26 protein-coding genes are annotated in these 25,827 nt (G+C 64.1%); 17 read left to right on the top strand and 9 right to left on the bottom strand.

Annotated elements, in window-relative coordinates:
- The first annotated feature begins 185 nt into the window (after nucleotides 1-185).
- From rph to F812_RS0101185, 7 genes are all read left to right on the top strand, one after another.
- The gene (rph, locus tag F812_RS0101215) at nucleotides 186-899 is read left to right on the top strand and encodes a ribonuclease PH (RefSeq protein ID WP_020084129.1); all 714 of its coding nucleotides are present in this window, start codon (nucleotides 186-188) and stop codon (nucleotides 897-899) included.
- A gap of 52 nt (nucleotides 900-951) precedes the next feature.
- Nucleotides 952-1,380, top strand: a complete 429-nt coding sequence (locus F812_RS0101210; RefSeq protein WP_020084128.1) for an anthrone oxygenase family protein — start codon at nucleotides 952-954, stop codon at nucleotides 1,378-1,380.
- A gap of 40 nt (nucleotides 1,381-1,420) precedes the next feature.
- Complete coding sequence (locus F812_RS0101205) at nucleotides 1,421-1,831, top strand: VOC family protein (RefSeq protein ID WP_020084127.1); 411 nt, start codon at nucleotides 1,421-1,423, stop codon at nucleotides 1,829-1,831.
- Nucleotides 1,828-2,706 (top strand): RdgB/HAM1 family non-canonical purine NTP pyrophosphatase, encoded by an 879-nt coding sequence (gene rdgB / locus F812_RS0101200; RefSeq protein WP_020084126.1) that lies wholly within the window; start codon nucleotides 1,828-1,830, stop codon nucleotides 2,704-2,706. The genes F812_RS0101205 and rdgB overlap by 4 nt, the downstream gene beginning before the upstream one ends.
- The gene (hemW, locus tag F812_RS0101195) at nucleotides 2,703-4,049 is read left to right on the top strand and encodes a radical SAM family heme chaperone HemW (protein ID WP_020084125.1); all 1,347 of its coding nucleotides are present in this window, start codon (nucleotides 2,703-2,705) and stop codon (nucleotides 4,047-4,049) included. The genes rdgB and hemW overlap by 4 nt, the downstream gene beginning before the upstream one ends.
- Nucleotides 4,050-4,158: 109 nt before the next feature.
- On the top strand, nucleotides 4,159-4,740 hold the full coding sequence (locus tag F812_RS0101190) for a YqaA family protein (RefSeq protein WP_026867751.1): 582 nt from the start codon (nucleotides 4,159-4,161) through the stop codon (nucleotides 4,738-4,740).
- A gap of 42 nt (nucleotides 4,741-4,782) precedes the next feature.
- Nucleotides 4,783-5,298 carry a disulfide bond formation protein B gene (locus F812_RS0101185; protein ID WP_020084123.1) on the top strand — a complete coding sequence of 172 codons (516 nt, stop codon included), beginning with the start codon at nucleotides 4,783-4,785 and terminating at the stop codon, nucleotides 5,296-5,298.
- 45 nt (nucleotides 5,299-5,343) lie between these two features.
- Here the strand turns inward: F812_RS0101185 and F812_RS0101180 are convergent, their stop codons facing one another.
- The 4 genes from F812_RS0101180 to F812_RS0101165 form a co-directional block, all read right to left on the bottom strand.
- Complete coding sequence (locus F812_RS0101180) at nucleotides 5,344-6,618, bottom strand: alginate O-acetyltransferase AlgX-related protein (RefSeq protein ID WP_020084122.1); 1,275 nt, start codon at nucleotides 6,616-6,618, stop codon at nucleotides 5,344-5,346.
- 63 nt (nucleotides 6,619-6,681) lie between these two features.
- Nucleotides 6,682-8,523 (bottom strand): carbamoyltransferase family protein, encoded by a 1,842-nt coding sequence (locus tag F812_RS0101175; RefSeq protein WP_020084121.1) that lies wholly within the window; start codon nucleotides 8,521-8,523, stop codon nucleotides 6,682-6,684.
- A gap of 86 nt (nucleotides 8,524-8,609) precedes the next feature.
- Entirely contained in the window at nucleotides 8,610-8,762 is a 153-nt protein-coding gene (locus F812_RS26755) for a DUF5989 family protein (protein WP_020084120.1), read from the bottom strand.
- Between the two features lie 48 nt (nucleotides 8,763-8,810).
- Nucleotides 8,811-9,230 carry a hypothetical protein gene (locus tag F812_RS0101165; protein WP_026867750.1) on the bottom strand — a complete coding sequence of 140 codons (420 nt, stop codon included), beginning with the start codon at nucleotides 9,228-9,230 and terminating at the stop codon, nucleotides 8,811-8,813.
- A gap of 1,223 nt (nucleotides 9,231-10,453) precedes the next feature.
- Between F812_RS0101165 and F812_RS0101160 the strand changes: the two genes are divergently transcribed.
- On the top strand, nucleotides 10,454-10,669 hold the full coding sequence (locus F812_RS0101160) for a hypothetical protein (RefSeq protein ID WP_020084118.1): 216 nt from the start codon (nucleotides 10,454-10,456) through the stop codon (nucleotides 10,667-10,669).
- 189 nt (nucleotides 10,670-10,858) lie between these two features.
- Here F812_RS0101160 and F812_RS0101155 read toward each other — a convergent pair whose 3' ends face one another.
- Both F812_RS0101155 and F812_RS0101150 read right to left on the bottom strand, forming a co-directional pair.
- Entirely contained in the window at nucleotides 10,859-11,419 is a 561-nt protein-coding gene (locus F812_RS0101155) for an HNH endonuclease (RefSeq protein WP_026867749.1), read from the bottom strand.
- Between the two features lie 174 nt (nucleotides 11,420-11,593).
- Entirely contained in the window at nucleotides 11,594-12,256 is a 663-nt protein-coding gene (locus F812_RS0101150) for a DNA-3-methyladenine glycosylase family protein (RefSeq protein WP_020084116.1), read from the bottom strand.
- Nucleotides 12,257-12,414: 158 nt separating this feature from the next.
- On the opposite strand from F812_RS0101150, the gene F812_RS0101145 reads away from it, so the two are divergent.
- The 4 genes from F812_RS0101145 to F812_RS0101130 all read left to right on the top strand — a co-directional run bounded on the left by F812_RS0101145 (nucleotide 12,415) and on the right by F812_RS0101130 (nucleotide 16,259).
- Nucleotides 12,415-12,930, top strand: coding sequence for a hypothetical protein (locus F812_RS0101145; RefSeq protein WP_020084115.1), 516 nt, complete (start codon nucleotides 12,415-12,417; stop codon nucleotides 12,928-12,930).
- Nucleotides 12,931-12,934: 4 nt separating this feature from the next.
- Nucleotides 12,935-13,807 carry a tRNA glutamyl-Q(34) synthetase GluQRS gene (gene gluQRS / locus F812_RS0101140; protein ID WP_020084114.1) on the top strand — a complete coding sequence of 291 codons (873 nt, stop codon included), beginning with the start codon at nucleotides 12,935-12,937 and terminating at the stop codon, nucleotides 13,805-13,807.
- Nucleotides 13,808-13,925: 118 nt separating this feature from the next.
- Nucleotides 13,926-15,458: a DUF1287 domain-containing protein gene (locus F812_RS25145; protein WP_020084113.1), complete on the top strand. Its 1,533-nt coding sequence runs from the start codon at nucleotides 13,926-13,928 to the stop codon at nucleotides 15,456-15,458.
- 246 nt (nucleotides 15,459-15,704) lie between these two features.
- On the top strand, nucleotides 15,705-16,259 hold the full coding sequence (locus tag F812_RS0101130; protein ID WP_020084112.1) for a hypothetical protein: 555 nt from the start codon (nucleotides 15,705-15,707) through the stop codon (nucleotides 16,257-16,259).
- A 35-nt stretch (nucleotides 16,260-16,294) separates the two neighbouring features.
- On the opposite strand, the gene F812_RS22095 is transcribed toward F812_RS0101130, so the two are convergent.
- Nucleotides 16,295-17,578, bottom strand: coding sequence for a penicillin-binding protein activator (locus tag F812_RS22095; protein ID WP_083929023.1), 1,284 nt, complete (start codon nucleotides 17,576-17,578; stop codon nucleotides 16,295-16,297).
- Nucleotides 17,579-17,866: 288 nt separating this feature from the next.
- On the opposite strand from F812_RS22095, the gene rsmI reads away from it, so the two are divergent.
- The 3 genes from rsmI (at nucleotide 17,867) to F812_RS0101110 (ending at nucleotide 19,854) form a co-directional block, all read left to right on the top strand.
- The gene (gene rsmI / locus F812_RS0101120; RefSeq protein WP_020084110.1) at nucleotides 17,867-18,793 is read left to right on the top strand and encodes a 16S rRNA (cytidine(1402)-2'-O)-methyltransferase; all 927 of its coding nucleotides are present in this window, start codon (nucleotides 17,867-17,869) and stop codon (nucleotides 18,791-18,793) included.
- Between the two features lie 5 nt (nucleotides 18,794-18,798).
- Nucleotides 18,799-19,182, top strand: a complete 384-nt coding sequence (locus F812_RS0101115) for a YraN family protein (protein ID WP_020084109.1) — start codon at nucleotides 18,799-18,801, stop codon at nucleotides 19,180-19,182.
- A 132-nt stretch (nucleotides 19,183-19,314) separates the two neighbouring features.
- Nucleotides 19,315-19,854 carry an SRPBCC family protein gene (locus tag F812_RS0101110; RefSeq protein ID WP_026867748.1) on the top strand — a complete coding sequence of 180 codons (540 nt, stop codon included), beginning with the start codon at nucleotides 19,315-19,317 and terminating at the stop codon, nucleotides 19,852-19,854.
- 94 nt (nucleotides 19,855-19,948) lie between these two features.
- Here F812_RS0101110 and F812_RS0101105 read toward each other — a convergent pair whose 3' ends face one another.
- The gene (locus F812_RS0101105; protein ID WP_051113756.1) at nucleotides 19,949-20,290 is read right to left on the bottom strand and encodes a hypothetical protein; all 342 of its coding nucleotides are present in this window, start codon (nucleotides 20,288-20,290) and stop codon (nucleotides 19,949-19,951) included.
- Between the two features lie 183 nt (nucleotides 20,291-20,473).
- Here F812_RS0101105 and F812_RS0101100 point away from each other — a divergent pair, with 183 nt between their 5' ends.
- Complete coding sequence (locus F812_RS0101100) at nucleotides 20,474-21,133, top strand: pyridoxamine 5'-phosphate oxidase family protein (RefSeq protein WP_020084106.1); 660 nt, start codon at nucleotides 20,474-20,476, stop codon at nucleotides 21,131-21,133.
- 7 nt (nucleotides 21,134-21,140) lie between these two features.
- The gene (gene gshB / locus F812_RS0101095) at nucleotides 21,141-22,094 is read left to right on the top strand and encodes a glutathione synthase (RefSeq protein WP_020084105.1); all 954 of its coding nucleotides are present in this window, start codon (nucleotides 21,141-21,143) and stop codon (nucleotides 22,092-22,094) included.
- 61 nt (nucleotides 22,095-22,155) lie between these two features.
- Here gshB and F812_RS0101090 read toward each other — a convergent pair whose 3' ends face one another.
- The gene (locus F812_RS0101090) at nucleotides 22,156-25,425 is read right to left on the bottom strand and encodes an autotransporter family protein (protein ID WP_020084104.1); all 3,270 of its coding nucleotides are present in this window, start codon (nucleotides 25,423-25,425) and stop codon (nucleotides 22,156-22,158) included.
- Between the last annotated feature and the right edge of the window lie 402 nt (nucleotides 25,426-25,827).

Genomic DNA, 25,827 nt, shown 5'->3' with positions numbered 1-25,827 from the left:
CCCCCGCGAACACCCGCCGCTAAGTTGAGCGTGCACGTCGGAAAGAGAGCCCCCGGACCGGCGAGCAGGCCCGGAATTGGAGGTTGATCCGGACTGAGCCCTCCCGTAGGGTCGCGCGAATTACCAGGATACGAGGGGTGAGGGCGCCTGCGCGCCCCTGATCCTCCATAGAGAACCGAGATCCCATGCGCCCCTCCAAACGCCAGCCAGGCGAGCTTCGCCGCGTCTCCCTCGAGCGCGCGGTGTCCATGCACGCCGAAGGGTCCTGCCTCATCAAGTTCGGCAACACCCATGTGCTGTGCACCGCGAGCCTCGAGGAGCGCATTCCGCCATGGCTCAAGGGCCAGGGGCGAGGCTGGGTCACGGCCGAATACGGCATGCTGCCCCGCGCCACCAGCGAGCGCACCCGCCGCGAGGCCGCGGTCGGCAACCAGTCCGGACGCACCCAGGAGATCCAGCGCCTGATCGGCCGCGCCCTTCGCGCCGTCGTGGACCTCCCCAAGCTCGGTGAGCGCCAGATCTCCATCGACTGCGACGTCATCCAGGCCGACGGCGGCACGCGCACTGCCGCCATAACCGGCGCCTGGGTCGCGCTCCACGACTGCATCCAGTGGATGAAGCTGCGGGACATGGTCAAGGACGGGGTCCTGCGCGACCACGTCGCCGCCGTCTCCGCGGGCCTCTACAAAGGCGCGCCCGTCCTCGATCTGGATTATGCCGAGGACTCGGCCGCGGACGCGGATTCGAACTTCGTCATGACCGGGGCCGGCGGCATCGTCGAGGTGCAGGGCACGGCCGAGACGGTCGCCTTCAGCCAGGAAAGCTTCGACCAGTTGATGGTGCTCGCCCGCAAGGGCATCGCCGAGTTGGTCGAGTTGCAGAAGCTCACGGTGGCCTGACGGCGTCTTGAACCAAGGCCTGCTGCCGACCGCCTGAGAACAGGAGCACGCCATGCTCGCTGGGCACTTGGCTCTCGTCACGGCCGCCGTCTTCACCGGCGCGGCCGTCTACATCAACTTCGCCGAGCAACCGGCTCGCCTTCAGCTCGATGACCGCGCCCTGCTGGCGGAATGGAAACCCAGCTACAAGCGCGGCTTCGCCATGCAGGCACCGCTCGCCGTGATCGGCTTCCTTCTCGCGCTCTCGGCCTGGTGGACCACCGGCGATTGGCGCTGGATCGCAGGCGGCCTCGTCATCATTGCCAACTGGCCGTTCACCCTCATCGCCATCATGCCGACCAACACCCGGCTGCTCGCCACGCCCTCCGGATCGGCCGGCCCCGACACGCGCGCACTCATTGAGAAGTGGGGCGGTCTCCACGCCATCCGGACCGCACTCGGCGCCCTGTCGACCGTGATATTCCTGTGGGCGCTCAACTAGCCCCTCCTCAGCCTCGCGGGAAAAGAGGAGAAATCACCAGATGCCGCCAACTGCGATCCTCGAAACCGTGCTTTACGCCGGCGATCTCGCCGCCGCGGAGACTTTCTACAGCGGTGTGCTGGGCTTGAAGCTTTATGCCAAGACCGAAGGCCGCCACATCTTCTATAAGCTCGAAGGCCAGATGCTTCTGATCTTCAACCCGCAAGCAACGCGCAAATCCATGGGCGGCCCCCTGCCCGTGCCGGCCCACGGCGCGGAAGGCGAAGGCCACGTCTGCTTCGCGGCAACCTCGTTCGAGATCGAAGCCTGGCGCCATCGCCTCGCCGACTTCGACGTCGCGATCGAGGCAGACTTCACCTGGCCATCGGGCGGCCGTTCGATTTACGTGCGCGACCCGGCCGGCAACTCCGTCGAGTTCGCCGAGCCGCGCATCTGGGGATTTGACGAATGAAGCAGTTGGCGCCTGGAAGCCGTCTCGTGGTGGCGAGCCACAATCCCGGCAAGGTGTGGGAGATCAAGGAGCTGATCGCGCCTTACGGCTTCGATGCCGTCTCTGCCGGTGACCTCGGCCTCGCCGAACCTGAGGAGACCGAGCCCACCTTCGAGGGCAACGCGCGCCTCAAGGCACTCGCGGCCGCCGAGGGCTCGGGCCTGCCCGCGCTCGCCGACGACTCCGGCCTGGAGGTGGAGGCGCTCGGCGGCGCCCCCGGCATCTATTCCGCCCGCTGGGCAGGACCGGGCAAGGATTTCGGCCTCGCCATGCGCCGCGTCCACGACGCGCTCGCGGAAAAGGGGGCCTGGAACGGCGCCGCCCCCCGCGCGAACTTCATTTCCGTACTCTGCCTCGCGTGGCCGACGGGAGAGCATCGCCTGTTCGAAGGCCGCGTCTACGGCACACTCGTCTGGCCTACCCGCGGCGGCAACGGCTTCGGCTACGATCCCATGTTCGTGGCGGACGGAGAGACCCTCACCTTCGGCGAGATGGAGCCCGCATCCAAATATGCGATCTCGCACCGAACGCGCGCCTTCGAGGCGTTCAAGCGCGACTGCCTGGAGCAGGTGAAGCCCCAGCACGCCGCCCCCAAATCCGGGCGCAATCTCGAAGCTCTCGAAGCCGCCGCCCGCAATCTTTCCACGCAGGCCGAGCTGGCTCGCTTCATTGGCAGTCTGCGGGAGGACTTCGCGCGGAACGCGCCGGAGTGGAAAGCGGCCGACCTCGCCGCGTTTCTCGCCGCCCTTGAAAAGGCGGCCTCCGCCGCCGATGTCCCGGACGCAGAGCCCCGCTGGCGAACCCTGGCCCGCGCGCTCCTCGCGGCCAGCCGATGACAACCGACACCACCATACGCCAGAACGACGGAGAGCCGGGCTTCGGCGTCTACATCCACTGGCCGTTCTGCGCGCAGAAATGTCCGTACTGCGATTTCAACAGCCATGTCCGCTTCGGCGGCTGGGACGAGCCGCGCTATCTCGCCGCCTACAAACGCGAGCTGGACCACGTCGCGCGCCTCATCGCGGGAGCGTCGTCCTCCGAGAGCGGCAGGAACGCGCGCACCGTATCGTCGATCTTCTTCGGAGGCGGCACGCCTTCCCTCATGAAGCCGGAGACCGTTGGCGCCATCCTCGATCACATCGCGGAGCTCTGGCCCGTCGATGCGGATGCCGAGATCACGCTCGAAGCCAATCCCGGCAGCGTGGAAGCCGCGCGCTTCGCGGGCTATCGCGCAGCCGGCGTCAACCGCGTCTCCATCGGCGTGCAGTCCCTGCGAGAAGGAGACCTGAAACGCCTGGGACGCATCCACTCGGTCGCCGAGGCCAAAGCCGCCGTGGAGATCGCGCGCCGCACCTTCGATCGCTTCTCCTTCGATCTCATCTACGCGCGACCTGATCAGACGCTCGCGGATTGGCGCGCCGAGCTTGCCGAAGCGATCGACATGGCCGGCGACCACCTTTCGCTCTACCAGCTCACCATCGAGCCTGAGACACGTTTCGCCGATCTCTACGCCAAAGGGCGGCTCGTCATTCCCGCAGCCGAGGCCGCACACGATCTCTATGAGCTGACGCAGGAACTGACGGGCGCCGCCGGCTTCGGCCAGTACGAGATCTCGAACCACGCGCGCGAAGGAGAGGAGAGCCGCCACAACCTGCTCTATTGGCGCTACGGCGAGTACGCTGGCGTCGGCCCTGGCGCTCACGGCCGCCTCGCCGCGCCTAGCGCCCATCTTGCCACCATGACCGAGCGGAGCCCGGAACGCTGGCTGGACCAGGTCGAGCGCACCGGCACCGGCATTGTCGAGACGGAGACACTCTCTCCGGCCGCGCGTACCGACGAGATGATGCTGATGGGGTTGCGGCTGTCCGAGGGCATCGATCTCGCGCGGCTCGCGAGCCTAGGCCGCCTCGCGCCACGCAAGTCCGTCGTCGATGCCCTCATCGCGCAAGGTTTTATGGAATGGGTCGACCCGCCGCGACACCCTGAAAGCGGCGGCCTGGACGAGATCCGCGCGTGCCTCGGGCCGGGCCTCGCCCCGTCCCATGTCACGGCAAAGCCCCGCCCGCTCGCCCGCGAAGGCCGCATCCGCGCCACGCCCTCCGGACGCTTCATCCTCAACCAGCTCGTACTGGAGCTGTCCGCGAGCTTCGAACCGCTCGGCCCGCCGTCAAGCTCATGACACAAGCTCCCGTCAGGACTCCGGCCACTTTTGCACCAGACGGCGCCCTTCCAATCGGAGCGATCCTGCTCTAATCAGCCGTTGGCGCTCTCCCGGGGGACACACAATCATGATGCGGCGTTTATACGATTGGATGATGGCCAAGGCGCGCAACGACCGCGCTCCCCACGCCCTGTTCTGGGTGTCCTTCATCGAAAGCTCGTTCTTCCCCATCCCTCCGGACGTGATGCTGATCCCGATGGTGATCGCTCAGCGCGCCAAGGCGTGGTGGTATGCCACCGTCGCCACGATCGGCTCGGTCATCGGCGGCGCATTCGGCTACGGCATCGGCTACTTTTTCTTCGAGCAGATCGGGCGTCCCATCCTCGAGTTCTACGGCAAGGCACAGAGCTTCGGCGAGTTCACCAACTGGTTCAACGAATGGGGCGTCTGGATCCTGATCATCAAGGGCATGACGCCGTTCCCCTACAAGGTGCTCACCATCACCGCCGGCGTCACCCACATGCCACTCATCGAATTCATGCTGGCGAGCGTCATCGCACGTGCCATGCGCTTCTATCTGGTGGCGGGCCTGCTCTATTTCTTCGGCGAGCCGATCCGCGAGTTCATCGAGAAGCGGCTGACCTTGGTCACCACGGTGTTCGTAGTCTTGCTGGTTCTGGGCTTCGTCGCCATCAAATATGTATTCTAGAGTAGGGGTCCGCCGGCAGGGCGGCCCCGAGGAGCCACGCGCATGCTGACAACCGAGCTACCGGAAAAAACCGCCGCCTATCGCTATGGCGGCCTGACGCTCTTCCTCGCCACCGGCGTCATTCTGGGAGCGCTCGCGTTCGAGCACCTCGGCGGCTTGGCACCCTGCCCGCTCTGCTTGATGCAGCGGTATGCGTACTATGCCTCGATCCCTCTGCTCTTCATCGCCATGGCGCTGGTATCTGAGAAGCCCCGGGTCGCCGCGCTGATTTTCTTCGTGGTTGCGCTCGCGTTCCTGGCCAATGCGGGGCTCGGCGTCTATCACGCGGGCGTCGAGTGGAAATTCTGGCCCGGCCCCGATACATGCGGCACGGCCCAGGCACTCCCCACCTCCGCGTCCGACCTGCTGAGCGGCCTCGACCAGACCCGCGTCGTCCGCTGTGACGAAGCAGCCTGGACCTTCGCCGGCCTCTCCCTCGCAGGCTGGAACGTCATCGCCTCGCTGCTCGCCTTCGCCGGCGCCATCAAGGCAGCCTTCCTCGCCGCCGAAGGTCCCTGACCTGAAAGGGGCCGCTTCTGCAAAGCGCCCGGTATCTCGAAGGCTCTAGGGTGCCGCGCTGAGGGCTGGCCAATCTGCTAGTGCGCGCGCCGCAACCTCATGCCCGGTCTCGTTCCAGTGGGTATCGCCCCAGAACCAGGGGACCCTTCCCTCGCGCGCAACCGCGATCAAGGGATCGGTAAGATCGAGAACCGGAACACCGGACTTGGCACCCCACGCTTCGAGCTGCCCACGAAGCTGGCCGATGTGTTGAGCCGGATCCTTGATTTCGCCCTCCGCGGGGAACCTGCAGAGCCCCGCCAGCACGTGCAGCTTGTTCGGCACGAACACCACCGCATACTGCCCGCCCGCGGCGCGCACCCGCTCTCCGAATTGATCGAGGGAGCGGGTGATGTTTTCCACCTCGCTCTCGACGCCCTCGAAGGAGTTGCGTGCCCACAGGAACGTGTAGAGCTGATCGTTGACGGTGCACACCCGAAGTCCGTGCACGCCCTGCTGGCCGTCCGTCGCCGCGGTCAGCATCTTCCAGATCTGATCGTGGAGAAGCCCCCCTTCCGGGGTCGGCGCCGCACCACCGCTCTTCATGCGCTCGAAGCGGCGTGAATCGAGAAGGTCGTTGCCTTCGAAAATGAACTGGACGACGCGCTTGCCCTTGAGGTCGGGCGCGGTCTCCCAGAAAAGCTCATGCTCCTCCTGCGGCGCGATGCCGATGAGTGCGATCTGCTGCGTAGTCCGCGATGTCAGCGCTTCAAGCCGCGCGCCGAGCGTCTTCTCGACCGGCACCAGCGCAGCGACGAGGATCGAATCCCCGAGCAGGATGATCTCACCGCCCTCGCGATCGATCGCGTTACGGAAGCCATGCCGGTCGGTGCGATACTGGAACGGGATCGGGTCGCTCGGCAGCCCCCACGCCGAGGCCGTGTCCTGGTGCGTGGTCCCGTGCTTATCAATGTTCGGCTCGCGCTTGGTGCCGAGGCTGCCTAGCTCGTCGACCCGAGGCTTGAACATCGCCTCCCAGGAGACGAGCCCCACGGCGCCGAGCGCCTCCAGAGCGCCGAGCGTCGCGACGATAGCAAACACAGAGGAAAGATAGGCGAGCAGGCGGGAACGCGACCACGCAGCGAGCAGGAACCCGGTTCCGATCACGGCGAGCGCGAGAGCCGGAACGATCGTCCGGATTCGCCACAGACCGAACAGCCGCCGCGTGGACGGTGTCGTCGGCTCCGTATCGGCCGTGAGCCACAACAGAAGCGTGAGCAGCATGAAGCACACGCTACCCGCGACGAGAAGCAGTCGCCGATTGTTTGCTTCAGCCACCATCGCGCGCCACCTCGTTGCAACCGGAAACGGAACTCCGCACGATCCGCGTCATCGCGGGCCGCGTCAGTCGAGCTCGAACTTGTCCTTGTAGTCGACGCGCAGCGACGGATCCTGCTCGCTCTTGTCGAGCACGCAATTGCCCACCACCAGCGTCTCCATCTCGCAGCCCATGAAGCAGCGGAACGCATCCTCCGGCGTGCCGACGATGGGCTCGCCCCGCACGTTGAAGCTCGTGTTGACGACGACGGGGCAGCCCGTGCGCGCCTTGAACGCGGAGATGAGCGCGTGATAGCGCGGGTTCGTCTCCTTGTGCACCGTTTGCACGCGCGCCGAGTAGTCGACGTGCGTCACGGCCGGAATGTCCGAGCGCGGCACGTTGAGCTTGTCGATGCCGAACAGCTTCGTCTCGTCCTCGGTCATGGAACGCCGGCGACCTTCGACCACGTCGGCGACGAGCAGCATGTACGGGCTCTCGCTGTCGAGATCGAAGTAGTTGGAAACATCCTCCGCGAGAACAGACGGCGCGAACGGACGGAAGCTCTCGCGATACTTGATCTTGAGGTTGAGGTTGCGCTGCATTTCTGGATTGCGCGGATCTCCAAGGATCGAGCGCGCACCGAGCGCACGCGGACCGAACTCCATGCGCCCCTGGAACCAGCCGACGGCATGTCCAGCCTCCAGCGCGTCCACCGTGCGCTCGAGCAGCCCCGCGTCGTCATAGGTCTTGAACTTGGCGCCTGCCTTCTTGAGGCGCTGCTCGATATCGGCCTGCGTGTAGGCCGGCCCGAGATACGCGCCGTGCATCCCGTCGAGGGCGCCGTTCGTCGCGACGCGCGGCTTCTTCGCGTGAATGCTGTGGGCCGCATAGGCCGCACCCAGCGCACCGCCCGCATCGCCCGCCGCCGGCTGCACCCAGATGCGCTTGAAATGCCCATCGCGCAGGATCTTGCCGTTTGCGACGCAGTTGAGCGCGACACCGCCTGCCATGCAGAGATTGGAGATGCCGTAGGTCTTGGCGAGATCCCGCGTGATGCGCAACATCACCTCTTCCGTGACAGCCTGCACCGAGGCCGCGAGATCCATCTCGCGTTGCGTGAGCGGCGTCTCGGACTTGCGCGGCGGCCCGCCGAACACGTCGTCGAAGGCGCGCGAGGTCATCGTGAGGCCGGTCGCATAGTTGAAATACTTCTGGTCGAGCCAGAAGCTGCCGTCCTCCTTGAGGTCCATCAGCGTATTGAGGATGCGATCCGCATATTTCGGCACGCCATAGGGCGCGAGGCCCATCACCTTGTATTCGCCGGAGTTGACCTTGAAGCCCGTGTAGTACGTGAACGCGGAGTAGAGCAGGCCGATGCTGTGCGGCCAGTGAATCTCGCGCACCGTTTCCAGCGTCGAGCCGCGCCCGATCGCAACCGAAGTCGTCGCCCATTCGCCGACGCCGTCGAGCGTGAGAACAACGGCTTCCTCGAACGGAGAGGGAAAAAACGCCGATGCGGCGTGGCTCTGGTGGTGCTCGGCGAACAGCAGCTTCTCCTCGATTCCCTTGCCGGAGCGGGAGAGCGGCGTCAGCGATTTCACCATGCCGACTTTCTGAAACAGCTTCTCCTTGATCCAGACGGGAAGCGCCATCTTGAAAGATCGATAACCGGCCGGCGCATTGGCGAGATAGGTCTCGAGCAGGCGCTCGAACTTCAACAGCGGCTTCTCGAAGAAGGCGATGTGATCGACGTCGTCGAGATCGATGCCGCCTTCATCGAGGCAATAGCGGATCGCATTCTCCGGAAATCCCGGATCGTGCTTCTTGCGGGTGAAACGCTCCTCCTGCGCCGCTGCAACGGGCTTGCCGTCCACGAGCAACGCGGCTGCGCTGTCATGATAGAAAGCCGAAATACCGAGTACGCGCATGAGTTTTGTTTCCAGGTTTCAGGGAGGGCGTGCGAAACGACCGCACGCCCGCGACGCAATGCCGGACACGAGCGAAGCAATGCCCGTCAGAAGACCGTGTAGATGAACGGAGCGATCGCCGATCCCTGCGCCAGCACGAGAAGGCCGCCGACGACGAGCAGCACGAGAATGATCGGGAAGAGCCACCACTTCTTGCGGGCCCCCATGTAGGCGAACAGTTCCTTGAACAGCGAAAGCATGACGTTTCCCCTATGACGATGGCCTGAGCAGCAGGTTCGATCCTGCCGCTAGAATTGGTTCTTCATGTTCGAAAGAGAGGCGCGCTCGGACGCGCTCGTCGCGATCCAATGCGTGTTGCCGTCACCCTTGCGGCGGCGAAGTGGATCGCGCGAAAGCTGCATGATGAGCCCTGCCGGCACGATGGCGATCAGGAACAGGATCATCATGACGATGGGGTTCATGATCTTGCTCACCAGCATCGCGAAGCGCATCCAGAGGATGTTCAACGGACGCAGGAGAGAAGGCTGAAGCAGGCTGATGGCAGCCAGCACCACCGCAAGCCCCGCCGCGATGGTTAATACCGCCGTGTGGGACCGCCAGAAAAAGGCCACGGCGAGCGCGATAGCCGTGAACACCAGTCCAGTGGAACGATCCGACGGCAGCGGGTGCTCTGGCCGTTCGAATTGCTCATGTAATTGTCCGCTCATGGGGCCGCTCTCTGAGGATCATCTGAGAACGGAAGCTATAGTGCCGCACCCGGCGCGGTCGACTGAGATCGCCTCTGTTGGTTATCGGGACTGGTATCCACCCGGCCCCTTTTCGAAGCCGCTTCCCCCGGCGCGCGAGCCGCCCGGCGCCCTTTCCCGAGAGGCCCCAACCTCGCCCCTGGAGCCGCCGAGTTATCAACAACAGCGGTCAGGAACGCGAAAAGCCAGACAGGTGAAGCGCTTGCATGCGTCGCATGTGGCGATTTCACATCAAGTCAAGATCATTTCGTCGGCCAGACAATTTTGCGCCTTCGCGTGGCCACAGTGTCACGGTTAATTGTTCTCATTCGCGGAACACAAAAGGAACTTCCAGTTGAGCGTACCGCGTGTGGCGAGCGTACCGTGCCGGGGTGAGGCGTCGAAGAGCAGGGGGAACGAGGGGCACCAGGAAACTGGATCCCGAGACACTGTCCCGCTCGAAACATCCCGGAACCGGATTGTCGTGCGAATGGAAGAGCTTCAGGGCTCCGGCCAGACGTTATCAACAGAAGTCCGTTCCGTTCTCAGGAACCATTTGAGTAAGCGTTGCGTCAGTTGCGTACCGAGTGCCGTTGCGTTGCGTAAGCGTTCCCCTGCGTTGCGTACAGTAGATTTTGCGTACCCCTCTGCATCCCCCAAGAGCACGCTCTGCGGCGTGTTCGAACGAATGAAGCGAGCTGCTCGGACCAAAAAGTTCGAGCGTATGGCCGAGCGGCTCGCACCCCCTAGTAAGCGTCCCGCGTATGCGTTCCAGCCGGCTCGATGGCCCGCCTCGAAGTCCCCCTCCGACGGGGCGAGGCCTACCCTCAACGCGCCGGACAAGCAGTGAAAGCGTCAGAGTGTGAGTGAAGCGTATGCATGAAGAAAGTGCGTGGCGTTCGTTGCAGGATGTCGTCGGCGTAATTTTGGCGGCGTCCAACCCTGGTGCCCGAGACGGAGGTACGGTCTCCGCGAGCGGCCAGCATCAGGACAGCAAGTAACGGGAATGAGGTCGAGCCCCGGAGTGATGCGTTTCTCGACCCTGAGATTCGGAGGCCCCGAAAGGGCTTCCAACGAGTAGGCAAGCATACCAGGCACCTGACATCAGTCCCAGTTGGTGCCACATGATCCGGTCACGCGTAGTGGCACTGAAGAAAACTGGTGTGCTTGCCGACATATTATCGCGTCAAAGAAGGAGCGATCCGATGATCCCCGAGCACATCAATCCCATGCAGTGGCATCAGGCTGTAGGCATTGCGCGCCAATCGTGCGCCCGTTTCTTCCGCGATGGCGGAACGGCCAAAGATGCCATGCGCGCATTCGGCGCCGAGGCCAAGACCGCAGACGCCGGAGATTGGAGCAAGGCCGTCGAAGCCATCGCCTTCGTCCTGTGCGCGAAGCCCGAGAAGCGTGCCGCCTGAGCTGCGCCCTGCCCGAGCAGACTTTGTTTGTTAGACCTTCCAATCCTGGCCCCGGAAACGGGGCCATTTTTTTGCGTTTCCGTCCGCGCGCGATAGACCGGTAGCTGACGAGCGCACGCACGGCACCCCTGCCGAGACGAGGGTCCAGGCAAAACGAAACTGTCGGTTTTCCGAAAGACGCACCGCAGCCTAAGGCTCGAGCTCCGTATCCCAGTAGAGATAGTCAAGCCAGCTATCATGCAGGTAGTTGGGCGGGAACAGCCGCCCGTTCCTGTGGAGCTCGAAAACCGTGGGCCGGTACGGCATCTGATACGGCTGCATGCCTGCATCCCACGGCATCTCACCACCCTTGGCGAGATTGCAGGGTGCGCACGCCGTCACGACGTTGTCCCACCGCGTCTGTCCGCCCCGCGAGCGCGGGATGAGATGATCGAAGGTGAGATCTTCGCGGCAGCCGCAGTATTGGCATGAGAAGCGGTCGCGCAGAAACACGTTGAACCGCGTGAATGCCGGATAAAGCGCTGGCTTTACGTAGGTTTTGAGCGAGACGACAGAGGGAAGCCGCATCTCGAAGGTCGTGCTCCGGACCGTCCGGTCGTACTCGGAGACGATGTTGACGCGATCCAAAAATACGGCCTTCACCGACTCCTGCCAGCTCCAGAGCGACAAAGGATAGTAGCTCAGGGGCCGAAAGTCGGCGTTGAGAACCAGTGCCGGAAACGCTTCCGGCGTGGCAGCATGAGCATTCACGAGCTTGCTTCCAGTCGGTTCGTCGAATCGAGGCGTCACCCCCGCTTTCGGGAGCGGATACTAGCGACGCATGTCACCTCTGTGAAGGTCCCGGGGACAACGGGTCCACTTTCGCGTTCGCAACCGCACCATCATAGAGCTATTACGAGGAAAAATGCCCTTTGGATGACCGCCTCACGCGTCGCGGTCCCGATAGGCATGGAGCGACCATAAGAGTCGCGCCGCGATCCCGCGCCAAGGACGCCAGCGCTCCGCAATGTCGACCAGCTCACGCACGCCGGGGCGCGCATCGAGCCCCAGCGCCCGCTGCGCGGCAAGCTGCAGCGCGAGATCGCCCGCCGCAAAGCCATCCTGCGCGCCGAGGCAGAACATGACGTAGATGTCCGCCGTCCACGGCCCAACGCCGCTGATGGCGAGAAGGGCTTCACGCAGGTCTTCTTCAGCCTCTGAGCGATCGAGCGAAAGCGCACCCGATACGATCGCATCCGCGATGGCGCGCAGCGTTTTGACCTTGCCTTGCGAAAGCCCTGCCGCCCGCAACCGGGCAACGTCGTGCCGGAGAAGCGTGGCCGCCTCGAATGGCTCCACCACCTGCGCCGTGCGCTTCCAGATCGCGCCCGCGCTTGCGACCGAAAGCTGCTGGCCGACGACAACCTGCGCGAGCCCCGCAAACCCGGGTTCGAGCCGTCGCAGAGGAGGATCGCCGACGAGGTCGTGCACGCGCCGCATCGCCGGGCAGATCTTCCGCAAGCCGCTCACGCCTTTGCGGATGTCCGCGATCGTTTCGATCGTCGCGGCGCCACGCTTGGATTTTTGTGGGCGATCGATTTTCCGCACGAGGTGTGACGCGCTCCACGCTTTTCGCCGCTTCCCGCTCAAAGTAATGTGGAACCCGGCGTTTGGAAACGCCGCGCAAGAGCATTGCGAATAGTGAGTGTGTTGCGCGTAGAGAGGGTGTGATGCGGCACAACCTGAGAGAACCGGGATCCCCACACATGCTGTTGGCCGCGCTCCTGGCTGGCGTATCGCTGATCGCACCGGAGGCATTGGCGGCACGCGAGAAGCTCAAAAACTGGGAGACCATCCAGAGCGACCGGCATGGATTCATGATCGCCTATCCCGGATCGGTCTTCACATCGCGCAACAGCGGCCCCAACGACGAAGACGGCCGTGTCCTCGTCTCGCGCGACGGCGGCGCCCGGCTCATCGTCGGCGCATTTCCCAATGACGCCGAAGCCTCTCTCGCCGAATACCGCGCTCAGCTTCTCTCCGACAACTACAGCGGCGCCGATCTCGACTACGCCCCCGTGAAGAAGCGCTCCTTCATCATCTCCGGCACGCGCGGCGACATGCATTTCTATGAGCGCGTGAGCTTCACCTGCGGTGGACGGCTGATCAACAGTTGGGCGCTCCTCTACCCGGTGTCAGAGCGGCACATTTACGACCGCATCGTCGAAGCGATAGCGCCCACCTATTCTCCCGGCGCCGGCCGCACCGGACAATGCGATTGACGGCATGAGCGCACAGCCCGTCCTGCGCTTCGCGCCGAGCCCGAACGGCGAGCTTCACCTCGGCCACGCGCTGTCCGCGCTCGTCGGTTTCGACATGGCGCAGAAACTCGGCGGACGCTTCCTGCTGCGCATCGAGGATATCGACACCACCCGTTGCCGCGACGAGCACATCACGCAGATTTTCGAGGATCTCGCCTGGCTCGGCCTAAAGTGGGAAGAACCGGTGCTGCGACAGAGCGAGCATTTCGGAACCTATCAGGCAGCGGCAAACTGGCTGAAGCGTGCGGGCCTCCTCTACCCCTGCTTCGCGACGCGCAGCGAGATCGCCGAGAAGGCCCAATCGGCGCCTCATGCCGTCGATCCCGATGGCGCCCCGCTCTACCCCGGCCTCCACAAGCACCTTTCGGCACCGGAGATCGCCGCTCGCCTCGGGCGCGGCGAGCCGTTCGCGCTCCGCATTCACATGGATCGCGCATTGAATGCCCTCGAGGGCATGACGGGGTCGCGCCTGGTCACCTTCACGGAGCTGGATGAGGACGGCCGCCCCCAGCGCATCGAGATGGACCCGGCGGAGTGGGGAGACGCCGTGATCGTCCGCAAGGATGTGCCGGCGAGCTACCACCTCGCCGTGACGGTCGACGACGCGCGCCAGGGCATCACCCACGTCACTCGCGGCCGCGATCTCTACCCCGCGACGAGCCTCCAGCGCCTGCTGCAGGTTCTGCTGGGATTGCCCGAGCCGATCTACCATCACCACAGGCTGCTGACGGACGCCGAAGGACGCAAACTTTCGAAAAGCGCACGCGACACGTCGCTTCGCGATTTGCACAGGCAGGGACTGGATGCGTTGCAGATCCGACAAAAAGTGGGATACTGAAGCAACGGGCTGAAACATCCGTCATGCCATCATTCGTAAACCAATTTTTCCGATGGTGAAACATCGGGTTATAACCTAGAATTGAGCAATTGATTTCTCCCGTATTTCGGGGATCGAGGTGAAGAAGTCGCGCAAGCAGAAGCCGAGGGCCAGGCACCGTGCTCCCAAGCCGGCGGCTCCGCCTCGCCGCGTCTACGCCGCTCCGCGAAAGCAGCCTCGTCTCGGTGACATCTTCCGCACGGCCGAGCGCCGCGTCTCTGCCTTTGGCGCGTCCAGCCTCGCCTTCATCCGCGGCGAAGCGCGCGATCTTTCCGCTCTCGCCCGCCGCATGTCTCCGCGTGACGTCGGCGCGAAGTTGCGCCGCATCGGCGCAGAGGCGCGCGCACTCTCGCTGCCTTATTCGTCCGACGAGCGGGAAGCCCTCGCCCTCCTCTTCCTGCCGTTCCTGCTCGTGGCATCGGCGATCGTCGTGCACCAATCGGTGCGCACCTTGCAGTCCTACATCGTCGTGGTCGGCGCCCCGGACATGGAGATCGCCCCGGTCCGCCCCAACATAACAAGCAGCCCCTCGCTCGCTGCGTTGCCTCGCACCGTCGCGCATGAGGTCACCCCAAACCTTGCGGTGCTGCCGCCCATAGCACTGATTGCGTCCGAAACTGTCGGCACCGCTCCGCTCGGGCGCGCAATCGCAGCCCGGCCTTCCGAAGCACCCTTGGCACTCGTTCCGCGGCCGGAGGCCGTACTAGCCCCCCGTACCGGGATCGCCGAGTTGGCTCCTCTTGCACCCGCACCGGCGCCATCGCGTGATACGAAACTGGCGCTCCTCTCGCCCGCGCTAGCACCGCGTGACGATCTCCCTGCGGTCCCGCCTGCCGTGATCGACACTTACGATGCCGACGAGCATGGCAATCCCGTGCTCGCGGGCATCTGCTCCATCGAGCAAGGAACTGCGAGACAAAGCGCATCGTCTCCGGCTTACGCGAGCTCCGGAGGCCAGACGCTCTCGGGAGACGCCTTCGGCCTGCACCTCGCGCAAGCCGCGGAGGCTCAGGCCGGCGGCTTCGTCATTTACAACGACGCCTACCGGCGCATTTCATTTCCCATGGGCGACGTGCCGAGCCTGTTCGGCGTCTGCACCGACGTGATCGTGCGCGCCTACCGCGCCTTGGGGTTCGACCTCCAGGCCCTCGTGCATCAAGCCCGCTCCGGCAGTGGCGATACCAACATCGACCATCGCCGCACCGAGGTGCTGCGCCGCTTCTTCGCCACCCAGGGCGAGAGCCTGCCCATCACCTCGTTCGCGGAAGACTATCGCCCCGGCGACATCGTCACCTACTACCGGCCTCAGAACCAGCGCTCGCGCTCGCACATCGCCATGGTGTCGTCCGTGATCGCGCCATCCGGACGGCCGATGATCATCCACAACAGAGGCTGGGGTCCGCAGCTCGAGGACGCGCTGTTCGTCGATCAGATCACCGGCCACTACCGCTATCGGGGTCCGTCGCCGGCGCGCAATGCGGCTCAGGAAAAGTTGCACGACAAACTGCCCGCCGGACATTCCCGCGGCAAGCTTGGGCCGCGCACGCCCGTGCTTCCCGCCTCCTACGCTCCCCCGCCGTCAGCCGAAGCCCCGCGCCCTGCCGGGCACTGAACCACGCGGGGCAAAAAAGGCGCGAAATCCGGCGGAGCTTCAATCTGGTTACGTTTTATTAGCCATACAATTTCAGAATAGTTTTCAAAATTTTGCGGCAGACAAAAACCTTACGAACTGAATAGTCTTGCTTAAAGCCGCGAATAAGCACAGTTTTCGAGTGCCCACCGAAATGCCGCGAAGACAGGATGCGTCGCCACGCGCCGCCATGGTTTTCGCGTTGGTGTTACAGCGCACGAGACGCCCATGCTTGGTTTCCGCCTCAATACGCCCGGTCCCTTCTGGTACGAGGATCTCCTCTTCTTCGTGCTGGACGAAGGACGCCGCCTGCCCGCCCGGGCCAGCAAGGCAGCGGCACAGATCCGCCGGATCGCTGAGACGGCCTGGACCTCTGTATCGGCGAGGTTCGACTCCGAGCTCGCCGGCCGCGTTCGCGATTGGACGGCGAAGGCCAGACCGGCAAACGAGACCGCACCCGCCCTGCGTATCGAGCAGGCCGATCTCCTCGACGAGCCCCTGACTTGGGCGCTCGCCACCGAGCCGCTTGTCGCGGCAGACACGGGAACCCACGCCGCGGTCGGCTTCCACAAATCCGCGGGCGAGCAACTCGACGCACTGACGTACGTCATCGACCGGATGCGCGATGAGCTAAGGCCGCTGATGAGCTACGCCAGCTTCGAGCAGGGGCGCGTCCAGACGCTGGACGACATCCGCCTCGAAACCTCGATCGAGGCGCTCCTCGAGCTTTCGAGGAAGAACGCGGCGACACGCCCCAAGAACCGGGCGCTCAACGCCGCCTGATCTGACCTGGAAAAACCGGATCGCAGCGCGCCACGCTACTGCGCGCCGACCGCCGTGACGCGGCCGTCTCCCGGCGCCGTGGCCTGGGCGGGGTCGAGCACGTTGCCACCGAAAGTCTGAAGCTCGAGCACGGCGAGAGCACGCTCCGGCAGCCCATCCGCACGGAAGCGCAGGCTACCGTCGATGCCCGTGAATCCCGAGGCCCGCGTCAAGGCCTGCGGCGTGAAGCGCTGCCCCGGTTCCGCTGAAGACAGCGTGATGGAAATGCTCACCGCGTCGTAGGCAAGGCTCGCGAGACGCGGCGGCGCCTGCCCGAAGGAGCGGGAGAATCGCTGCGCGAAGTCGGCCCAGCCATGCGGATCCGGTCCCGGATACCAGCCCTTCACGAAGGCCGGACTGCGCCCCGCGTTCGGGAAATCCCAGCCGCCCGTTCCGAGCAACTGCACGCGATCGGCGCTGATGCCGGAATAGGTGAGGATGGGATCGATCTGCGGCAGCACGTCCGCGCCGCCGGCAATGAGCAGCGCATCGATGGGCGCCGCCGAATCCTGGCTCTGCTTCAATTCGTCAGCCAGCGCCCGCACCGGTGACAGCATCGCGTTGGGCTCGAGCGGATAGCGGCTGATAACGGCGAGCGCCCCGCCATTCCGCTCCACCGCCCGGCGAAACGCGGGCTCGATCACCGCGCCATAAGCGTCATCCGGCACCAGCGCCGCAAAGCGGCGTTTCCCCCGGCCCACGGAGTAGGCGACGATGCGATCCACTTCCTGCTCGGGCAGGAAGCTCATCAGATAGACCCCGTTCCCGGCCACGCGCCGGTCGTTGGAAAACGCGAGCACCGGCACGTTAGCCTTGCGCGCCACCGGCGCCACCGCCTGCGTCGCCTGCGCCGTCAGCGGGCCAACGATGATCTCGGCCCCTTCTCCGATAGCTTCTTGTGCCGCCTGTGCGGCACCTTGCGGAGAGCCCTTGTCGTCCTTGACGATGAGCTGCACCAGCGGATTGTCGAGCTCGAACAGCGCAAGCTCGCCCGCCTGCTTCATGCCCTTCGCCGTCGAGGCCTGCGGCCCGAAGCCCGAAAGCGGCAGCAGCATACCGATGCGCACGGGCTTTTGCGGCCTCCCGCCCATTGCCGGCGCGCCCTTCTGATCGCCCAGCGCCGCCGTCACGTCGCTGGTCGGACTGCCGAGATTGGTGGCACAGCCTGCAACCAGGCCAGCCGCGGCCATGACCCCAGCCGCGCGGCACGCCAGACGCCCCGCCGCGCGAAGCCGCGCGCGCCATCCCGCAGGACGGACTGGAGGTCCGGCGTCGATCATGAGTGCGGTCCTCTGCAGCCGGTAGAAAACAACGTCACGCCGAGAGTACCATGACCAGGGAAGATGATTGCAAAAGATACCTGGCCGGCGACAGAGGCGGCCAAGCATCCTGAAGAGCCTCTGGTTACAGGCCAAGCGCCGGGGCGTGAAGTGAATTGTGTCACGGCAATCCAAATATCTCTTGGTTTTTCCACGGCAAAGGAGTGAAAGAGAGGTGCCGCGACACGGCCATCGCCCGACTGTCTGTCCGGATGGAGTGGGAAGCTAGTCCGGGTTAGGGGCGGAAAGATGAGAGACGAGCCTCCCGAGAACGAGAAGGTAAACAGCCTCGCGACCGCAAGCCGCGTCGGGTTCGAAATCGAGCGCCAGCTTGGCCTGCCCCTGGGCCCGGGCCTCTATCTGGTCTCGACCCCGATCGGCCACTTGGCCGATATGACGCTGCGCGCAATCGCAACCCTGGCGCGCGCCGATGTCGTCTACTGCGAGGACACCCGCCACAGCCGCACGCTGCTCGCGCACTACGCGATCCGCACGCCCCTGCGTCCTTATCATGAGCATAACGCCGAGGAGCAGCGCCCCCGCATCCTCTCGGAGCTGGAGGCCGGGCGCTCGATCGCACTCATCAGCGATGCGGGAACGCCGCTGATTTCCGATCCAGGCTTCAAGCTCGTTCGCGATGCCGCCGCGGCGGGGCATGCCGTCGTCGCCGTACCCGGCCCCTCGGCGACACTCGCCGCACTCACTGTGGGCGGCTTGCCGACCGACGCGTTCTTCTTCGCAGGCTTCCTGCCCGCCAAGGAGGGCGCACGAAAATCCAGGCTCGCCGAGCTGGCCGCCATTCCTGCCACGCTCGTCTTCTTCGAAGCCCCCACGCGAACGGCCGACACGCTCGCCAATCTGGCCGAGGAACTCGGCAACCGCGAAGCGGCCGTCGCGCGCGAGCTGACCAAGCTGCACGAAGATGTCCGCCGCGCGCCTCTCACCGGCCTGGCCCGCCACTTCGCGGCTGATCCTCCGAAAGGCGAGGTGGTGATCGTCGTCGGTCCCCCGCAGGAGACGGAGGTTACCGACGCCGCCATCGAAGCAAGCCTCGCCCCCGCGCTCGAAAGCTTGAGCATCCGCGACGCCACCCGCATGGTGGCCGACACGCTGAAGGTCCCCAAAGCCCGTGTCTACGACGTAGCCCTGGGTCTCAAGCGCCGCGCGGGGAGTTGAACGGGATGCCGGCGCCTCCTCCGCGCAAGGATCGTCTAAGGGAGGAACGCCGCGCCAGATACAAACTCGGCCGTCATGCGGAATGGATCGCGGCGCTGGCGCTGCGCCTGCGCGGCTACCGCATTCTCGGGCGCCGGGAAAAAACGCCCCTCGGCGAGATCGATCTCATCGCCGTGCGGGGCCGCCGCCTCGCGTTCATCGAGGTCAAGCAACGCGCCACCCTGGAAGCGGCAGAAGCCGCCGTCACCGCGAAGCAACGCGCCCGCATTCGCAGGGCTGCCGATCTCTGGCTCGCCCAGCACACGCGTTATCAATCCCATGAGCTGGGCTTCGACATCGTGTTCCTGATTGGGCGCGGCTGGCCCCGGCATCTCGAGAATGGCCTGTAGCCGGGAATTTTCTCGACCACACGAACATTTGTGATTGCCAGGACTTCCTGCCGGCACACCGGATGTTTTATACGCTACAGTGTAACGCATTTGCAAACTGAGGCCTCAATGGGCCCTTCACGGGAGTACGCCATGAGAAGATCGATTATCGCGCTAATGCTGGCAGCGGGCGCGCTGGCCGTGGGAGCCGGAGTGGCTTCCGCCGCGAGCCTCGTCTCGGCCAAGAAGCTTGAGCTCAACGTCGACGAAAAGAAGGTCGAAGAGGAGCGCAAAGCGCTCTGGGACAAGCTGGGCGGCTGGTGCGCGATCAAGGAATGGCACCCGGCAGTAGCAGCCTGCGACGAGAGCAAGGAGGGTGACGACACCTTCCGCACGCTGACCCTGAAGGACGGCGGCAAGATCAAGGAGAAGCTCCTCGACCGCGGCGCAATGAGCTACCGCTATTCCATCGTCGAGAGCCCGCTTCCTGTGAAGAACTACGAGGCACAGTTCTCCGTCACCCCCGATGACGACGACCTCGACGAGATCAACGTCGTATGGAGCTCCACCTACGATGCCGCTGACGGCAAGGAGGACAAGGAAGCTCGCAGCACCATCGACGGCATCTTCAAGGCCGGCATCGACAGCATCAAGGCCACCTACGGCAAAAAGGACGACGACGACAAGAAGTAGTCGCGCGAAGTCCGATCTCGAAGACGGCCGGAATAACGAAGGGCGCGATCCAACCGGGTCGCGCCCTCAATTCGTTCTGGAAAGGGATGGAAGATCAGTCCGCGGATGCAGTCTTGGAGCGGCCCGACTTCGCGGCCATCGCCGCAGCACGACGGCGATCGACCTCGATCTTGGAAACCTCTCCCGCGGAGATGAGCGCGTTGATGCAGCGGTTGGAGAGCTGCGGCCCATGCGAACGCATGCACTGGCGAACCGCGGTGCTTCCAGGCGCGTGCTGGCTGCAATAGGAGTAGTAATCGGAAGCGCAGGCGAGCTTGACGCCGAGACTGACGGCGCCGGCCTGGGAGTTAAGCGCGCCCGTGAGAATAATGGCCGCGATGGCAACGCGGACCGGTTTGAAAGTCACGGCTGTGGCAATCGAGGTCTGAGGCGTCATGGCAATCTCCATCGGCCTTGCATGACGCAGAAACTAGGTTATGTCGCGCCTGCGCGCTGTCCCGCAGGTAACTATGGAGAAAATCTGGTTTTTCCGGTTAAGATGGATTTAACGCGCCCCATAAAAATCGAAGCGTTGCCAAGACGCAGGGGTACGGAGAGGAACGAGAGACGAGGAGGAAATATGAGCAGGCTTTACGGACCAAAGCATCGCGAGTTCCAGGATCTCTTCGAGAGCCGCACGATGGCGGATCGCGTGGAAGCGATCGCCGCCAAGACTGAGATCGACGATGTCGCGCGCGCCTTCATCGAAAGCCGCGACATGTTCTTCCTCGCTTCCGCCGACCACAACGGCCGGCCGACCGTATCCTACAAGGGCGGCGATCCCGGCTTCGTCAGAGTGCTCGACGCCACCACGCTCGCCTTTCCGAGCTATGACGGCAACGGCATGCACTACTCCACCGGCAACATCGCGGGTAACGGCGAGATCGGCTGCCTGTTCATCGACTTCGAGCGCCCCTTCCGCCTGAGATTGCAGGGCAAGGCACAGGTGTTGAAGGAGGGCCCGCTCATGGGGCTCTTCAAGGAGGCCGAGCTTGTCGTGAAAGTCGCGGTTTCCGACGTGTGGATGAACTGCCCTCGTTACATCCACCGCTACAAGAAGCTGTCCGCCTCGCGCTATGTGCCGCGCGCGGACACCGAGACGCCCCTCTGCGAATGGAAGCGCATCGACGGGATGCAGGACACCTTGCGCCCGCACGAGACCGCAGCCGTCGAACGGGCCGGACATATCACGATCGACGAATGGATGGGCCGGGTCATGACCGGCGACGAGAAGGCCTGAGAGACCAATGCCGCTTCGCATAGCCTGCCAGATGGACCCCATCGAGCGGATCGACATCCGCGGCGACAGCACGTTTGCCATCCTGCTGGAGGCGGAGCGGCGCGGTCACCAGATCTTCTACTACACGCCGCCCAACCTCGCGCTCGAGGGCGACCGGCTGCTCGCCCGCGGCCACAGCCTCAACGTCGTCGACAAGCTCGGCGACCATTACCGGCTGAGCGACGCGCGGCGGGAAAATCTCGCCGACTGGGACGTGGTTCTGCTCCGGCAGGACCCGCCCTTCGACATGGCCTACATCACCACCACGCATCTCCTGGAGCGCATCCATCCAAAGACGCTGGTGGTGAATGATCCAGCGCACGTTCGCAACGCGCCCGAGAAGATCTTCGTTCTCGATTTTCTCGACCTGATGCCGGCGACCCTTGTCACCCGCTCGCTGGACGACGTGCTGGCCTTCCGCCGGGCGCACAAGGACATCATCGTGAAGCCGCTCTACGGCAACGGCGGCGCGAGCGTGTTTCGCATCCGCCCCGAGGACAGCAACCTCGCCTCCCTGGTCGAGCTGTTCCAAACCGTCTTCCGCGAGCCCTTCATGGTTCAGGAATATCGCGCCGAGGTCCGCAACGGCGACAAGCGCATCATTCTGATCGACGGAGAGATCGCGGGCGCCGTCAACCGCGTGCCGGCCGAAGGTGAAACCCGCTCGAACCTGCATGTCGGCGGCACGGCAGCGAAAACCGAGATCACCGATCGCGAGCGCGAGATCTGCGCCCGTCTTGCACCTGAGCTCAAGCGCCGCGGCCTGATTTTCACCGGCATCGACGTGATCGGCGGCTTCCTCACCGAGATCAACGTCACCTCGCCGACTGGCATCCGCCAGGTGAAGGCATTCGGCGGCACAGACATCGCCGCACGCATCTGGGACGTCATCGAGACGAAGGTCGCCGCCAAGACCGCTTGACGGCGACCCCGTAAGCAGATCGTTCGGCGCTCCGCCATCGAGCCGGAGCGCCGAAGCACGATCAGTAGCGGACCGACAACTGCGCCGACCCGATATGAGCGAGATAGTCTTCGCGGATATTGGCGTCGTAGTTGAGCTGGAACGTCGATTCCGGCCCGATCTGCGCCAGCAGACCCAGGCCCAGCGCTGCTGAATCGCGCCCAACACCTGGCCCCGCGGCCGTGAATGTCGCGCCGCCGGCCGCGAAGCTCGCCGTGACATCCTGCGCATCGTCCGAAAACTCGTGCAACCAAAGCGCCCGTGCCTCGAGCACAGTATCGACAGCGATCGGCACCAGCGCCTTCAGGCCGAGACCCGACACCAGCGAGTCGTTGTTCTGATCGCCGACGGAGAGCCCCATGCCGGCGTCGCTGGTCTCCTTATAGCCGTCCTGCCGCAGCTTGGAGTACGTCAACGACGCGACCGGCGTCAGAATGTTGCCGCCGCCGACGTGCATCGGCGCACCCAGCTCCAACGCAGCATTGTATTGATCGCCCTCGTGATCGCCCTTTGCTACGTCTTGCAAAGGCACGCTCAGAACGCGTGTCGTTTCGTAGTCGTGCCACGTGAAGCCGGTGCGGCCCGTCGCATACCAGCCCGAACCCCTGTAGGAGGCATAGAGTTCGGCCAAATAGCTGTCGATCCCGGTCTTGTTGGCCTTCGTGTCGCCCTCTCCGTCGATATCCGTGTTGGCATATCCGATCGCCACGCCGACACGAACGCCGGGTGCGGCCCAGTTGTCATAGCCTGCGAGGATGCCGTAGAGGCGCGCGTCGTAGCCGTCGACGTTTTCGATCTCGTCTTGATTGAAGCCGACGCCAAAGGCTCGGCCCCAGAGAGCGCCGCCTCCCTGCGACGGCCCCGCATCGACGCTCGGCGTGGATCCGCCGAGGTTGGACCGGTTGGGATCATTCTGCTTCATGCCCAGTCCAGACGGCTGAGGGAAGCTGTTTCCGCTGGACCCGGTTGCGCCGACCGAGGCAAGGCGCGCCTCGATATGCTGCCCGGTGACCTGGTTGAGCAAGATTGCAGCCTGCTGCGTGGCGTAGTTGGTCTCCGGCTTCAACTGCTCGCCGGCCTTGCGCACGTCGTCCTCTTCCGAGAGATTCTGGACGGCACCCGCCAAGGCACCCGCATCGGAGTCGCTGTCCTCGACGGATAGCAACCCGTTGAGAGCCGAGATGCCCGGCTTGGACAGGCCTTCAACACTCGAAGCGTCGGCAACGGTGGCTTGGATCGCAAGCGAATCCCCGCCCGCGCCCGCAGCGGCGTCCGCTGTCCAGCTCACGAGTACCGTGCCTTCGACTTCAGGAGTGTCTCCCACGTTCAGTGCATCGAGTTCTTTGGCAACGAGATACCACTCGCCGGATTTCACGACGCTGTCGATCACGGGAGCGATCGTCGTCGTCCGGCTGAGCGACCCACCGGTGACGTTGCCGCTGTTGTCCACGTCGACGACGGTGAGATCGTCGATGAAGCCGCTGTTCTCCGAAGGCAACGCGGCAGTGGACCCCGCGCCTCCACCGAAGATGTGCGGTTTGAGTACATTGCGGCTGTCGGCGACGTCGAACCCGTAGATCGTGGTCGCGGGGCTGGTGAAGATCGTGAGGTCGACGTCCTCCATGTCTCCGGCGTTTTCCAGCGTGAATGTTTTCGAACCCCAGATAGAGATATCGAATGTGGCGGACTGAGTTGCGCCGGCGGCAGCGCCTGCAATCCCGAGATCGGGATTCGCAATCACGGCGGCACTGTTGTCGACCGCGGTGACGATTGACGCCGAGTTTTCGCTGGCCGGCAGCTCACCGTGGGCCGGATTGCCTTGCACGGCATCGCCGACTGCTACTCCCGTGGCGAAGCAGCCTTCACTGCCGACCGTGCACGACCTGCCGGGCGCCAGCGTCCGTCTCTGATCGACATGGATGTCGCCCTCGATTGTCCCCTCGCTTTCGTTGCTCAGAACATGAGCGCCGTTCGAGTAGTAGAAATCGCCGGTGATCGTCCCGCTGTTGACGATGGTCGAGTCGAGCTGGCCGAATTGAGAGTTGATACGGAGGTAGTCTTTCTGAAGAGCCGTGCTGGCATCGATTGGGCCGAGCACATTGAGACCCCACCAGCGGAGCGCGTGACCGTTCGTCATCACGATATCGCCCGAGATCGTGCCGCGGTTCTCGATCTCGGCTGTGCTCGTGATGCCGGAATCGGAGACGGCGGCAATGGCGATACCGCCGCCAGGCCCATCCGTGTGCTCGATGAGGCCATCGTTGATGAGGCTGAATTCGGCAGCGCGGCTGTAGACTCCAGCAGCCAGGCTTCCGGAAACGGAAATAGTTCCGCTCTTTTCATTATCTAGCGAGAACGACTCGAGCTCTTCCTCCACGAAAACGCCAGCCGCCACTTGCAGACCGGCATTTGGGATCGTCCCGACACTCGCCGTGACATCGTCCGGGCGCGCCTGAATGGCGTCGCTCCTGAGGCGGGTGATGACAATGCTGTCGCGTTCGACCTCGATTTTTCCGGAGTTCGTGACATTGAGTTCCTCGACATCACCGTTTCCTGCGATGCCGTAAAGCTGGCCGACGCCGGCATGACTCAGTTTGATGTTCCCGGTGTTCTCGATGTTGTATTCGCCGTCGTCGTTTGCGTTGATCCCAATGATGTTGGCAACGTTGGACGACGAGGAAATGGTATCGGCACCGAACGTCCTCGCGTAGTCCTTGCTCCCGTCACCGTTGACGACCGGCGCGGCCGTGATCGCCCGGATCTCGGCCGCAGTAGCGGCCCTTGCCACCGTCGTTACGGCGCCATCCTTGTCAGTCACCGTGTATGTCGTCGTGCCGGAAGGCGTGCTGCTACCCCAACCTCCAGGCGGCACATGGACGGTTGTTTTCGCGGTCGTTTTGACCGCGTTGTCGAGGATCTTGTCGTTCGACATCGTATTTTCGATGTCGCCGCTGTTCTTGAGGTTTCCCTCCCCATCGATAGGGGTGACGAGAATACCGCTGACCGTGATGGCTGTCGCAGGCGTGAAGGATGCATTGAGTGCCGAGTTCGCGAACAGATCCGAGACCAGCCCCGGAGCAAACTTGTCGCCTGCGTTTCCTCCATCCGTAATGGTGATGTGGGACGTGTTCTCCTGCTCCCCCTCGCATTCGATGCCGACAGTCAAGGTTGAGCTCGGCGCACATGCGGCCATCGCCTCATGCGAGACGGAAACGCTCAGCATGAGCGCCAGCGAGAGTGAAGCGGCCGCACTGCCGAGACGTACAGGCGGCTTGAACGCAAAACGTGTCATATCTTCCCCCATCGAAGATGTTGGTTGGCGAGGTTCTTTTTTTCTGGAAGGCGAAGGTGTTGGAGCGCGTTAGCGCGCGGCCTCACACTGGCTTCAAAGCCAGGGCGGCCCCTCGGGCGGACAAGACGAATGTGGCAGATATGCTGGGGCGGATGCGCCAGGCGATACGCAATACATTGACTGTCCTCCCGTCAGACCCTCCCGACACCGATGCGGAACAGTTCCCGTCAAAAGGCGTCAGCGGGCCCAATCTGTACCGTTATTTGTCAGCTTTGCCCGCGCGCTGATGGCAGATAGGCAAAACGCAATAACGTTTCACCCCTACAGTGAACATACGGATGGAACTTGCCTACGGGACTAGTTCCCTACTTATGTAATCTCGCCAGAGTTACATCTTGCCAG

This window comes from Hyphomicrobium zavarzinii ATCC 27496, from assembly GCF_000383415.1.
Taxonomy (GTDB): Bacteria; Pseudomonadota; Alphaproteobacteria; order Rhizobiales; family Hyphomicrobiaceae; genus Hyphomicrobium_C; species Hyphomicrobium_C zavarzinii.
The sequence above is the reverse complement of the archived record's forward strand: the minus strand, read 5'-3'. Positions and strand labels throughout refer to the sequence as shown.